Genomic DNA, 11,897 nt, shown 5'->3' with positions numbered 1-11,897 from the left:
AAGAGAGGGCCATTGGCCCTCTCTTGCATTAGGCAACATGGGGAGGATAGGTACAGTTATGTGGTCAACGCTGTTCATCAGGCTAGTCCGAGTTGAGTCGTCGACAATGATAACTAGTCTTGTAGGTGTGGGTTCAAATGTGGGTTCAAAACGAAAAAGGCACTATCAATAAAATGATGGTGCCTTTATTTTCAATAGCTTAGCTGTTATGGCTTAGTTCATGCCGTAACGCTTGAGCTTCTTGCGCAGGGTGCCACGGTTGATACCCATCATCACGGCAGCGCGAGTCTGGTTACCACGGGTGTACTGCATGATCACGTCCAGCATCGGCGCTTCGACTTCGGAGAGAACCATATCGTACAGATCAATCACTTCCTGACCGTTCAACTGGGCCAGGTAGTTACGCAGGGCCTGTTGCACAGAGTCACGCAGGGGGCGCTGGGTCGGCTCGGCAGCGTGATTGTGAGTAGTTGTTACCAATGCATCAGAAGTCAGGGTTTGTTCGAACATATTCGGTCGGCTCTTTAGTTATCTTGTTAACCTAATCCATCGAAATACGCTTCGAGTGCCTCAAGTTGCGCGTCTGCGCAATCCAGGGCATTGAAGTGCTTACGGAATTCTCGGCCCGTCTCTTCTTCATCCAGATACCAGCCCACGTGTTTACGGGCTATGCGCGCTCCCAGATATGCACCATAAAACCGGTGCAGGTTGGTTACATGCTCGTTCATCAGGGTGCGAACCTCTTCCCTCTCGGGAGGCGGCAGCTTGGTGCCCGTCTCAAGAAAATGACGGATTTCCCGGAAAATCCAGGGTCGTCCTTGCGCAGCTCGGCCGATCATCACGGCGTCGACACCGGTATAGTCGAGGACATACCGGGCTTTTTCCGGACTGTTGATGTCACCATTGGCGACAACAGGAATCGATACGGCCTGCTTAATCGCCCTGATCGTGTCGTACTCCGCTTCGCCCTTGTAGAGGCAGGCACGGGTACGACCATGCACGGCAAGGGCCGCGATACCGCAATCTTCGGCGATTCGGGCGATCTCCACGCCATTGCGGTTATCCGGATCCCATCCTGTGCGGATCTTCAAGGTGACAGGCACCTCCACTGCATCAACCACGGCCCGGCAAATTGCTTTGACCTGATCGGGGGCACGCAGCAGGGCAGAACCTGCCAACTTCTTATTCACTTTTTTTGCCGGACATCCCATGTTGATGTCGACGATCTGTGCGCCCTGCTCCACGTTGTAGCGGGCAGCAAACGCCATCATCTCGGGGTCGGCTCCGGCAATCTGGACCGATCGCAATCCGCCTTCTGCAGAGTGATCCATCCTCATCCGGGTTTTCTGGGTATCCCAGACATCCGGGTTGGCCAGCAGCATCTCGGAAACGGCCATGCCAGCCCCCAATCGCAAACAAAGTTCACGGAATGGTCGGTCAGTTACACCGGCCATGGGAGCCACAATCAAGGGAGTTTCAAGCGTGTGGGGACCTATCTGCATTCCACGGTTACCATCGGCTTAGGGCGGCGTATATTACGCATTTTTTAGGCAGGAGAAAAGGTTAGTATTTGAGCGTCAGCCATTTTTTTCTGAAAAAAACGTCGCGCCAAGGCTTGCAAATTCTGGAGTTATTGAAAAACGGCCAGATTGCCGGAGACTGATCGCTGTACCATTCGGGTCGGACGCCTGCATAATTGTCAGTCCACTTGCAGGCCCGCTTTGCGTTATGATAGCGGGCTTAAGTCGAGCAAATGCTCCAAACATTTATGCAACAAAAGCGGATTGGGGATCTATGACGTCAAGGTTCATTAAATCACTCTGGCCGTGTCTGATGGGGGCCATGCTGGGGTCGGCGCAGGCGCAAACCATCAGTTTTGGCGAAGCCTGGACCCGGGTCATCCAGCAGGATGAAGGGTTGGCTGCCGAGCAGGCCGGGGTCGATCGGGCCAAACAGCTGCGCGAGGCGGCCAAGGATATGTATCTGCCCAAGTTGGATCTGGGGGCCAGCTATACCCACCTCGATCAGCCGATGGAACTTGATCTGATGGATCTCAACCCCATCGCCAGCCATCCAGAGCTGGGTGAGAAACTCAGCAAAATTTTGGCTGGGAGGGGGGCTAACCTCAGTCCCAATGACTTCGTTACCCCGCTGACCAAACAGAACGTGGTGACCAGCTCGGTCAAGATGCTGTGGCCGCTGTTTGCCGGTGGCCGCATCGATGCGGCGCAAGATATCCGCCAGGCGCAGGTGAGCGAGGCGCAGCAGCTGCTGGTGCTCAAACAGCAAGCCACTTTCGAGAGCCTCTCCCAGACCTATTTCGGCGTCGTGCTGGCCGCTCAGGTAGTGCAGACCAAGCAGGAGATCGAAGAGGGGCTGGCCCACCATCTGGATCACGCCAAGAAGCTTGAAGCTCAGGGCCAGATCGCCAGGGTGGAGCGGCTCTCCGCCCAGTCGGCCTATGATCGGGCCCGCATCGATACCCAGAAGTCACGCCGTGGCCTCGAGATCGCCGAGCTGGCCCTCGGCCATATGCTCAAGCTGTCCCGCGCCGAGCCCGACAGCGGCCTGTTCGTCAACCAGGAGCTGCCGCGCCTCGAGGGGCTGGTGAGCCAGACCCTCGAGGTGCACCCCGGCCTCAAGCTGCTCAACGCCAAGAAAGAGCAGGCCAAGGGGATGATCCGGATGGAGAAGGGCAAATATGCCCCCGAAGTATTCCTGTTCGGCAACTACAACCTCTATGAAGATGATTCACTGGCCGCCAAGACCGCGCCGGACTGGCTGGTGGGGGTGGGTGTCAGCATGCCGCTGGTGAGCCGCGATGGCCGATCCGAGACGGTGCAGGCAGCCAAGAGCGCCGAGCTGCAAGTCAATCTGCTGCAGGCCAAGACCCGCCAGGATCTGGAGTTGCTGGTAGAGAAGACCTGGCGCGAAGCGGCGCAGGGGCTGGAGGAGTATCAATCCCTCTCTTCCACTCAGGCGTTGGCAGAGGAGAACGTGTTACTGCGGGACAAGGCCTTCGGTCAGGGGCTCTCTACCTCCCTTGATGTGGTGGATGCCCAAAACCAGCTGGCGGGGGTCAAGACCCAGCGCGCAGCGGCGGCCTATCAATATGTGGTGTCGCTGGCCCGTCTGCTGGCGCTCTCCGGCCAGATGAACAGTTTCAATCAATATCAGCACGGTCAGGTGATCGAGGTGAACTCATGATCGCACTCCAGTCCGTTCCTTTTTCTATCTCTGTTTCGACCGCCAAGGGTCGCCCGTTTGTCGAGGTGAAGTGATGAGCCATCCCCCCATCAAAAAGAAGATGAGCCAGGGTAAACCGCTGTTGTTGCCGCTGGCGCTGGTGATCCTGGTGGTGTGGCTCGGCTGGCGCTTCTGGCTCGCTTATCAGCCCGAGCCGGTGCATCTGCAAGGGCAGATTGAAGCGCAGCAATATTCGGTCTCCTCCAAGGTGCCGGGCCGCATCGACGAGGTGCTGGTTAAAAAGGGCGATCAGCTGACCAAGGATCAACTGGTCTTTACCCTGGCGAGCCCCGAGATTGAAGCCAAGCTGAGCCAGGCCAAGGCCGGTGAGGCCGCTGCGGGTGCGCTGGCGCAAGAGGCGGAGAAGGGGGCCCGTGCCCAACAGATCGCTGCCGCCAAGGATCAGTGGCAAAAAGCCAAGGCTGCCGCCCAGCTGCGTGGCAAGACCTATGAGCGGGTTGCCAGCCTGCACCGCGACGGCGTAATGCCGCTGCAAAAGCGCGATGAGGCCTGGACTGCCTGGCAAGCTGCACGCTACAGCGAAGGGATGGCGTGGCAACAGTACCAGATGGCGTTGGAAGGGGCGCGGGAAGAGACCAAGATCGCCGCTCGCGAGAAGGCCAAGATGGCGGCGGGTTCCGTGGCCGAGGTTGAGGCCTATCTGGCCGACACCCGCATCACCAGTCCCCACAATGGTGAAGTGAGTCAGGTGTTGCTGCGTAGCGGCGAGCTGGCGCCGCAAGGCTTCCCGGTTGTGACCCTGCTCGATATGAGCGATGCCTGGGCCCAGTTCCACGTGCGCGAGGATCTGCTGCCCCGCTTCCCGGTGGGTACCGAGTTCGATGCCCGCATCCCGGGCCTTGGCGATCAGATGGTGCGCTTCAAGGTGACCCATGTGGCCGTGATGGGGGATTTTGCCACCTGGCGTGCCACCGATACCCGTCAGGGTTTCGATATGAAGAGCTTCCAGGTGGAGGCTCGCCCGCTGCAACCGGTTGAGGGGCTGCGGGTTGGCATGAGTGTGCTGGTTGAACTCTGATGGGACGTGAATTTCGGCTGCTGTGGCAGGATCCCTTCAGTCGTGCCCTGATGAGCTGGGTGCCGTTGCTGCTGATGGGGATCCTCTGCTGGATCTTCTCGGCAGGATTGGCCCGCGACCTCAAGGTGGGGCTGGTGGATCTCGACCACAGCATGCTCTCGCGCCAGCTCGCCTTCTCGCTGGATGGCTCAGCGGGGCTCAAGGTGGCGCAACAGTTCGACTCCATCGATGCCGGTGCCCACGCCCTGCGCGGTGGCGACATCTATGCGCTGGTGGTGATCCCCAACCATCTGGAGCGGGATGCCCGTCAGGGCACCCAGCCGCAGGTGACGGTGTTCAACAACGGCCAGTTCATCCTCATCGCCAAGCTGGTCAACTCGGCGCTGGCGCAGGTGGTAGGCACTCTCAACGGTCAGGTCGGTGTGCTGGAGGCGATGGCCGATGGCAAGGCGCTGCCCGGCGCACTCGGGCAGTCGGTGCCCATCAGCAGTCAGGTGACGGCGATCTATAACCTCAACTCCAGCTACGCCCAGTTTCTGCTGAGCGCCATTCTGCCTGCGGTGTGGCAGATCCTGGTGGTGCTGTTTGGCCTCAATGCACTGGCCCGTACCGATCGGCTGGGGCTGGACTGGACTACTCGCGGGGTCTGGTTTGGTCTCTGGCGCACCCTGCTGCCCCACGTGCTGATTGGCTGGGTGTGGGGGATTGTCTGGACGCTGCTGCTGTTCAAGGGCTTCTCCTACCCCATGCACGGCAGATGGCTGGTGCTGGTGGTGGGTCTGGGGCTCGCCTCGGCAGCCTGCGTCACCATGGGGGCCTTTTTCTACGGCATCATCCGGGATCCGGCGCGCGCCCTGTCGCTGGCGGGGGCTTACACTGCGCCCGGTTTCGCCTTTATGGGGGTCACCTTTCCGGTGAGTGCCATGGGAGATTTCGCCCGCTTCTGGCGCAGCCTGTTGCCGGTCTCTCACTATGTGGAGCTGCAGATTGGTCAGAGCAACTACGGTCTGCCTCTCGCATCGGCGTTGCCGCAACTGGGGGCGCAGCTGCTGTTTCTGCTCCCCCTGCTGCTGGTGGTACGCCGTTACAAGCAGCAGGCCGAGCTGGCCCGTCAATCAGCCGCAGTGGCGAGCGCCGAAAAGGAGCCTGAGTGATGCTGGGATTTGTCGATCTGTTGCGCCTAGAGCTGCGCACCCTGCTGGCGGATCGCGCCATCATGCTGACCCTGTTTGGCGGGGTGATCTTCTACTCGTTTCTCTATCCCCAGCCCTATCTGCATCAGCTGCCGCGGGAAGAGGCGGTGGTGGTGGTCAACGAGGATGGCAGTCAGTTGTCCCGTCAGCTGGAGTTTATGGCCGATGCCACGCCGCAGGTGAAGCTGGTAGCGCGGGCCAATTCGCTGGATGAAGCGCGGCAGCTGATGATGGCCGGGAAGGCGAGCGGGATCCTGCATATTCCCAACCACTTCTATCGGGATCTGATGCTGGGCAAGAGCGTCACCCTGAGCTATGCCGGTGATGCCTCCTACTTTCTGGTCTACGGCACCATTGCCGAGGGGTTGGCGCAGGCCGGTGGCACTCTCGCCGCGCAGGTGAAGGTGGTGCGGCTGTTGAGCCACGGCGAGGCGCTGCCACAAGCGGCCATGGGCTGGAATGCGGTGGCCCTCAACGTGGTGCCGGTGTTCAACCCCACCATGGGCTATGTGAACTACGTGGTGCCGGCGGTGTTCGTGCTGATCCTCCATCAGGTGTTGCTGATGGGGGCGGGGATCCTGGGGGCGACCCAGAACCAGCGCTGTTGCCGCGGCGAGCATGGTTACTGGCAAAGCGCGCCGGTGTTGCCGCTGCTGCTGGCCAGAACCCTGGTGCTGGCGGGGTTGTTCCTGCTGCCGGTGAGCTACTTCCTCGGCTTCTGCTTCGATCACTACAACATCGCTCGTCATGCCGATCCGCTGGAGCTGTGGCTGTTCGCCCTGCCATTCCTGCTGGCGACCTGCTGGTTTGGCGTGGTGCTCGGCGCGATATTTACCCGGCGGGATCTGCCGACTCAGGTGGTGCTGATCTCCTCCCTGCCGCTGGTTTTTCTGGCGGGCTTTATCTGGCCGCTCGAGCTGATCCCGGCGCCTCTCAACTGGCTGGCTCAGTGGGTGCCCACTATCCCCGCCATCGAGGGTTTTCTGCGCCTCAACCAGATGGAGGCCGACTTTGCGCAGGTCTCCCGTTACTGGTGGCAACTGTGGGGACTGGCGCTGCTCTACGGCGCGCTGGCCTGCCTGCTGCTGCGTTGGCGGCAGCAGTCGCTGCCGGTTGCTCGCCCGTCAGTCGCGCAGGGTGAAACAACCGCCGGTTAAGCGGGATAGGGCAAGCGCCCGTGAGATGGCGTGTGCGGTAAAGCGAAAACGGTCAGCCCTTGGGCTGACCGTTTTGTTATGTGGTGGGGTTAAGCAGTTGTACTGCTGTTTTAGCCACGCTGGAGCGTGGGATCCCCGATGGCGTAGATCTGCCCCACCGCAGGCTCATCCGCCAGCAGACGCAGCCCTTGGGTGGCCACATCGGCGCGGCGTACTAGTCCGTGTACCTCCTTGCCCTGACTCAGCTCGGCGCGGCTGGTGGCGTCGCCATCCTGCAGGCCCGCCGGGCGCAGAATGGTCCATGCGAGGGCGCTGGTCTGCAGCCAGCTCTCCGCCAGACTCTTGAGACGCACCTCGTGACCGAAGGCGGCGCGGGCCCGCTGCGGCAGATATTGCCAGCTGTCGCCACAGCCGAGGGAGGTGACCAGCAGCAGCCGTTTCAGGCCTGCCTGCTCCATGGCATCGATCACATGACGGTTGCCCTGATAGTCCACCGGCGCGGCCTGACGGAAGCTGCCCAGTGTAGATACGACCTGTGCATCTTGCCCTGCCAGAGCACATGCCTGCTGCACCGCAGCCGGATCCAGCGCATCCCCTTCGATCACCTCAACTCCCAGCGCACTCAGTTCCATGGCCATCTCGGGGCTGCGCACCAGCGCAACGACCCGGTGACCCTGGCTCAGGGCGTGATGAGTAAAGGCGCGGCCGAGCCCGCGGCTGGCTCCGAAAATCAGTGTGGTTGGCATAGATGAGCTCCCTTGGCAAAAGGGGCTAGCCTAGTGGCTTGTTCGCTTGCTGTAAATGAGAGTTGTTTCTATTTGTGAGCTGACAGGGAGGAGAGAGTGCGAGCCGCCAGCGACTCGCACTCTTTGAGAGGGATCAGCCGTTGTAGTTGCCGATGCCGGGGCGACGGCTGGGACCGCTCAGGTGGATATCCACCGGATTGAATGCCTTGATCGCTTCATAGCTGAAATCACCGATCGCCTGATGCAGGGTCTGGGGCGTGTGGTTGGTGATGATGATGACGCTCTTTGACAGGTTGCGACGGCGGCGCAGCAGGTGGCCGAGGAAGCTGGACTGGCTCTCCGCCATCTTGGCGCGGTTGGCCGATACCTCATCGATGATCAGCAGATCCACCTCTTCCAGCGCGCGGCGGTACTGGTTGCGCTCATCCTGGTCGGGGATGACGTTGAAGAACAGCCGATCGACGATGGAGGCCCACTGCTGGAAGATCACCGATTTCTGGTGACGGGCGATCAGCTCATGCGCCACCGCTCCCGCCAGCGTTGACTTGCCGGTGCCGTAGTCGCCGTAGATCAGCATGCAGCCGCCACCGCTCTTCTCCCAGTGCTCGAAGCCGCTGATAAAGTAACGGGCTGTTTCGATGGGGTATTGCAGCGCCGGGTCACCGGCATCCATCTTGTCAAATACCCAGTCAGGGTTGAGGTCGGCCTGGGCGATCAGCTTCTGGATCCGCTCCTGACGGGCTGCCTTCTGCAGCTCGCGCACCTCGGCGTTGGCCTTGGCGTCGTACTCCTTGCGCAGGGTCTCGTAGTCATACTGGCCGCCACCGGTCTCTTGTTGCAGGCGACGAATGCGCTCCAGCAGGCCACCCACATGGCGGCTCAATTCCGGGTCGTGAATGCGGTGATCCTGCTTGGCCTTGGCGATCTTCTGGCGCTTGGCTTCGATCTCTTCCAGCTCCTGGCGCAGGGGATCTTGCGGGTCAGTCATGGAATGCTCCTTCTGCTCGATCAGGGATGGGTAGACAAGGGGTTGATTCTGCCTGCAGGCGGGGGCCGCTATCAATCATTATCCGGCTCCTGCTGCGCTGCGGGTTCTTGCGTCTGCTGTTGGGCCAGTCGCTTGGCCTCTTCAATCATCTGTTGGGCCCGTTTGCTGGGGCCCGACTCTGCCGGTGCCGGCGTCACCTGCTGGTAGCCCTGCACCTCCATCGGTTTGCGACGGGTATAGCGGCGGGTCTTGAGGGCGCGAATAAACTTGAGCATCCATTGATGCTGGGAGTCGAACACCTCGGGGCGCCCCAGCCAGTAGGCGATAAACTCCCCCAGATCCTCTTCGCTATAGCTGGCATCGATCACCCCGCACAGACGGGCGAGGGCGGGCAGCTCTTCGTCCGGACGCCATTGCAGATGCATCTGGAAGGGGCGCTCCGGCAGCGGGCTGCGCAATTTCTGGGTCAGCAGTGGCAACTGGAACGGGCACTGATGGTAGTGCTCACTCTCGGGCTGAGCCTCGACTTGCAGCAGGCCCGCCTCCATCAGTTCATCGAACAGCTCGGTGAGCTGGCGGGCATTGACCTGAAACGAAAAGCCGCAGGGATCTCCCGGATCGACCACTGCCAGCGCCCGACCCAGCTCGGGATAGTTGAGCCTTGCCGCCTGATTTTCCAGCACCAGTCGGCGCAGCTGCAGGGTATAGAGAGCGCGGGCCGGATGGGACAATCTTGGGTGGGCAAGGGCACTGTATTCGGCTGGGGTCATGGTCTTCTTTATGAGCTGGAGTGGGGGGCATTATCCCTTATGGCGCCCACTTGCACAATTCGGATGGCGGTCGTAGTCGTGGGGCCACCCGAGCGAATAGAGCTGCGCGGGCAGATAGGGTTCTCTTGATGCCATCGTATGATCGAGGTCTACTTTTGACGCAGGGTTTCCGCGCTGACCACACTTTTGAGCTAGTCTTAATACCTAAATAACCAATTGACTAATAAGAGCTTTATCAAGATGTCAAAAGCCGGGCTACGGATCCTGGTGGTGGAGGACGAGGCCGTTTTTCGCCACTCGTTAGTGAGTTACCTCGCACGGGACGGGGCAACGGTGTTTCAGGCCGAAGATGGTATTGAGGGGCTATCGGCGGCGGCCCTCTACCATCCTGATGTGGTGCTCTGCGATCTCAATATGCCCAATATGGATGGCCACGAGGTGATCGCCTGCCTCTCTGCGCGCTATCCCCATATTCCGGTTATCGTCATTTCGGCCCAGAGCACCATGGAGGCAGTCGCCAGCGCCTTGCGTGCCGGTGCGCGGGACTATCTGCTCAAACCCCTTGAGGATTACGCGCTGGTCGAGCGCAGTATCGAACAGTGTCTCAACGGCAGCGCCAACCGGGCGCAGCAGCTGGAGCTGATGGATCACATCGACTATTTCAGTGTCCACGACAAGGCGGCCAGCCGTCTGCTGGCGGGGCTCAAGCCGCCGGGCTTGCAGGAGTGGGGCCCCTGGCAGGTCACGTTCAAGGGGCTGGGGCAGCTGTTTATTCCCGATACCTTTAAGGTGGAAGATAAGCTGCTGGTGCTGGTGATGGAGCTGCCGATCATGGGGACGGATGCGGCATTTTGTGGTGCGCTGGTGCGATCCTTGATGAATGTCCCCTACCGCCAGTTTCAGCAGAACGAGAGCCGGTTGCTGAGCCAGCCGCACCGGTTGCTCGACTACCTCAACCATCAGTTGATGGCGTCCGGGCTTCGCCACTCTTTTGCCATGGCGGCGCTGCTGTTTGATCAGCATGATGGGCTGGTGTTTGCCAACGCAGGGCTCACTTCTCCCCATTGGCTGATGCGCTCCGGTGGCTTGCCCCTTGGCCTGATGCGCAGTAGCCACTACGCCCTGCACAAACGTAGCTGGCATGAACCGTTCGCCCTGCAGTTTCGCAGCGACAGCGGCGGCTCGCTGGATGTGCAGGTTCGTCATCACTGATGCCGCCTGATAAACAGGCTAAAACAAACAGGGCGCCGATGGGCGCCCTGTTTGTTGTTTGCAATCCTGACCGTTTAGACGGTGGCGGAATGCAGTTTTTTCTCTTGCGCTTGCGGCTCTTTGGCCGGGCCTTCGGCACCGTGCATCCAGTAAACCAGGCGGTTGGCCATGGTCAGCAGGATCAGGGCGCTCAGTATCGCAGCCAGGGCGATGCCACCGAAGATGGCGATCGGACCGGCTTCACCTACGAAGGAGCCGATAAAGCCCGCAGCGTAGTTGGCCAAGGCAACGAAGCCAAACCAGGCACCCATCATCAGGGAGGCCAGACGCAGCGGAGCCAGCTTGGTCACCATGGAGAGGCCAATCGGGGAGAGGCAGAGCTCGCCCAGGGTGTGGAACAGGTATGCGCCAACCAGCCAGAACATGGAGGTCTTGACGGTGTTGTCACCACCTTGCTGCAGCACGGCACCAACCATGAACAGGAAGCCGATAGCCAGGAACAGCAGACCCATGGCGAATTTCACCGGAGAGTTCGGCTCTTTCTTGCCTAGCTTGATCCAGATGGCCGCAACGACCGGTGCCAGGGTGATAATGAAGAAGGGGTTCAGGGACTGGAACCAAGCGGTCGGCACTTCGAAGCTGCCGATCATGCGGTCGGTATACTCCTGGGTGTAGAGGTTCATCAGACCACCGGCCTGCTCGAAACCGGCCCAGAAGATGATGGTGAACAGACCCAGTACCAGAATAACCTTGATGCGATCCACTTCCTGCTTGGTCAGCGGTGCTTTCTGCTCGGTAGTACGCAGGGCTGCTGCGCGCTGGGCGGCAGTGACACGACCGATGTCACCCAGGAAACGTTGGGCCATGGTGGCCTGGATCACCAGAGAGAGCAGCATACCGATACCGGCGCCGACGAAGGCTGCTTGCCAGCCGTAGGCGGTGGCAGCAGCACCACAGATCACACCTGCCAGCAGGGAACCCAGGTTGATGCCCATGTAGAAGATGGTGAAAGCACCATCACGGCGGTGATCGCCCTCTTCATAGAGGTCACCCACCATGGTGGAGATGTTCGGTTTGAACAGGCCGTTACCCACGATCAGCAGCGCGAGGCCCGCGTAGAACATGGTGTTGACCATATCCGGGAACATGGCGTGGGGCAGTGCCAGAGTGAACTGACCTGCGGCCATCAGTACGGCACCGATCAGGATGGCGCGACGTTGACCCAGGAAGGTGTCAGCCAGCCAGCCGCCGATCAGCGGAGTGATATAAACCAGACCGGTATAGATACCGTAGAGTTTGAGGGCATCTGCCTGACTCCAGCCCAGACCGCCGTTGGCAGTCAGGTCGGTCAGATAGAGCACCAGCACGGCACGCATGCCGTAATAGGAGAATCTCTCCCACAGTTCGGTACTAAAGAGCAAAAAAAGCCCTTTAGGGTGACCTAAAAAGGTCCCTTTTGACGGGTTATTCATTGGAACTTCCACCTGTGTCTTATATTTATTTGAGTTTTTTATGCAAGGGCGAGAAACACGCCTCAATCCTTATA

The 11,897-nt window shown here is 60.1% G+C and carries 11 protein-coding genes; 5 read left to right on the top strand and 6 right to left on the bottom strand.

The window, feature by feature from the left end:
* Positions 1-213: 213 nt before the first annotated feature.
* Complete coding sequence (fis, locus tag ACTG19_RS09040) at positions 214-510, bottom strand: DNA-binding transcriptional regulator Fis (protein ID WP_005309538.1); 297 nt, start codon at positions 508-510, stop codon at positions 214-216.
* 26 nt (positions 511-536) lie between these two features.
* Positions 537-1,502 (bottom strand): tRNA dihydrouridine synthase DusB, encoded by a 966-nt coding sequence (gene dusB / locus ACTG19_RS09035; RefSeq protein ID WP_019445016.1) that lies wholly within the window; start codon positions 1,500-1,502, stop codon positions 537-539.
* A 292-nt stretch (positions 1,503-1,794) separates the two neighbouring features.
* Between dusB and ACTG19_RS09030 the strand changes: the two genes are divergently transcribed.
* The 4 genes from ACTG19_RS09030 to ACTG19_RS09015 all read left to right on the top strand — a co-directional run bounded on the left by ACTG19_RS09030 (position 1,795) and on the right by ACTG19_RS09015 (position 6,635).
* Complete coding sequence (locus ACTG19_RS09030) at positions 1,795-3,207, top strand: TolC family protein (RefSeq protein ID WP_439989008.1); 1,413 nt, start codon at positions 1,795-1,797, stop codon at positions 3,205-3,207.
* Between the two features lie 73 nt (positions 3,208-3,280).
* Positions 3,281-4,285: an HlyD family secretion protein gene (locus tag ACTG19_RS09025; protein ID WP_082182312.1), complete on the top strand. Its 1,005-nt coding sequence runs from the start codon at positions 3,281-3,283 to the stop codon at positions 4,283-4,285.
* Positions 4,285-5,439: an ABC transporter permease gene (locus ACTG19_RS09020; RefSeq protein ID WP_439989007.1), complete on the top strand. Its 1,155-nt coding sequence runs from the start codon at positions 4,285-4,287 to the stop codon at positions 5,437-5,439. The genes ACTG19_RS09025 and ACTG19_RS09020 overlap by 1 nt, the downstream gene beginning before the upstream one ends.
* Entirely contained in the window at positions 5,439-6,635 is a 1,197-nt protein-coding gene (locus ACTG19_RS09015) for an ABC transporter permease (RefSeq protein ID WP_439989005.1), read from the top strand. Before ACTG19_RS09020 ends, ACTG19_RS09015 begins: the two co-directional genes overlap by 1 nt.
* Before the next feature lie 110 nt (positions 6,636-6,745).
* Here the strand turns inward: ACTG19_RS09015 and ACTG19_RS09010 are convergent, their stop codons facing one another.
* The 3 genes from ACTG19_RS09010 to ACTG19_RS09000 all read right to left on the bottom strand — a co-directional run bounded on the left by ACTG19_RS09010 (position 6,746) and on the right by ACTG19_RS09000 (position 9,139).
* Entirely contained in the window at positions 6,746-7,381 is a 636-nt protein-coding gene (locus ACTG19_RS09010) for an NAD(P)-dependent oxidoreductase (RefSeq protein ID WP_439989004.1), read from the bottom strand.
* A gap of 133 nt (positions 7,382-7,514) precedes the next feature.
* Positions 7,515-8,369 carry a DnaA ATPase domain-containing protein gene (locus tag ACTG19_RS09005; RefSeq protein WP_439989002.1) on the bottom strand — a complete coding sequence of 285 codons (855 nt, stop codon included), beginning with the start codon at positions 8,367-8,369 and terminating at the stop codon, positions 7,515-7,517.
* 71 nt (positions 8,370-8,440) lie between these two features.
* The gene (locus ACTG19_RS09000) at positions 8,441-9,139 is read right to left on the bottom strand and encodes a DnaT-like ssDNA-binding domain-containing protein (protein ID WP_439989001.1); all 699 of its coding nucleotides are present in this window, start codon (positions 9,137-9,139) and stop codon (positions 8,441-8,443) included.
* A gap of 240 nt (positions 9,140-9,379) precedes the next feature.
* On the opposite strand from ACTG19_RS09000, the gene ACTG19_RS08995 reads away from it, so the two are divergent.
* Entirely contained in the window at positions 9,380-10,351 is a 972-nt protein-coding gene (locus ACTG19_RS08995; protein ID WP_439989000.1) for a response regulator, read from the top strand.
* Between the two features lie 74 nt (positions 10,352-10,425).
* Here ACTG19_RS08995 and ACTG19_RS08990 read toward each other — a convergent pair whose 3' ends face one another.
* Positions 10,426-11,823, bottom strand: a complete 1,398-nt coding sequence (locus ACTG19_RS08990) for a peptide MFS transporter (RefSeq protein WP_005339123.1) — start codon at positions 11,821-11,823, stop codon at positions 10,426-10,428.
* Positions 11,824-11,897 lie beyond the last annotated feature (74 nt).

This window comes from Aeromonas sp. 3P (assembly GCF_051919745.1).
In the GTDB taxonomy this organism is placed as follows: domain Bacteria; phylum Pseudomonadota; class Gammaproteobacteria; order Enterobacterales; family Aeromonadaceae; genus Aeromonas; species Aeromonas veronii.
Note: the sequence above shows the minus strand (reverse complement) of the source record. Positions and strands in the feature narration are given on the sequence as shown.

Coding starts and splice junctions, on each gene's coding strand:
- fis (WP_005309538.1), bottom strand. CDS start 510: ATGTTCGAACAAACCCTGACTTCTGATGCATTGGTAACAACTACTCAC.
- ACTG19_RS09025 (WP_082182312.1), top strand. CDS start 3,281: ATGAGCCATCCCCCCATCAAAAAGAAGATGAGCCAGGGTAAACCGCTG.
- ACTG19_RS09015 (WP_439989005.1), top strand. CDS start 5,439: ATGCTGGGATTTGTCGATCTGTTGCGCCTAGAGCTGCGCACCCTGCTG.
- ACTG19_RS08990 (WP_005339123.1), bottom strand. CDS start 11,823: ATGAATAACCCGTCAAAAGGGACCTTTTTAGGTCACCCTAAAGGGCTT.
- ACTG19_RS09010 (WP_439989004.1), bottom strand. CDS start 7,381: ATGCCAACCACACTGATTTTCGGAGCCAGCCGCGGGCTCGGCCGCGCC.
- ACTG19_RS09020 (WP_439989007.1), top strand. CDS start 4,285: ATGGGACGTGAATTTCGGCTGCTGTGGCAGGATCCCTTCAGTCGTGCC.
- ACTG19_RS09030 (WP_439989008.1), top strand. CDS start 1,795: ATGACGTCAAGGTTCATTAAATCACTCTGGCCGTGTCTGATGGGGGCC.
- ACTG19_RS09000 (WP_439989001.1), bottom strand. CDS start 9,139: ATGACCCCAGCCGAATACAGTGCCCTTGCCCACCCAAGATTGTCCCAT.
- ACTG19_RS09005 (WP_439989002.1), bottom strand. CDS start 8,369: ATGACTGACCCGCAAGATCCCCTGCGCCAGGAGCTGGAAGAGATCGAA.
- dusB (WP_019445016.1), bottom strand. CDS start 1,502: ATGCAGATAGGTCCCCACACGCTTGAAACTCCCTTGATTGTGGCTCCC.
- ACTG19_RS08995 (WP_439989000.1), top strand. CDS start 9,380: ATGTCAAAAGCCGGGCTACGGATCCTGGTGGTGGAGGACGAGGCCGTT.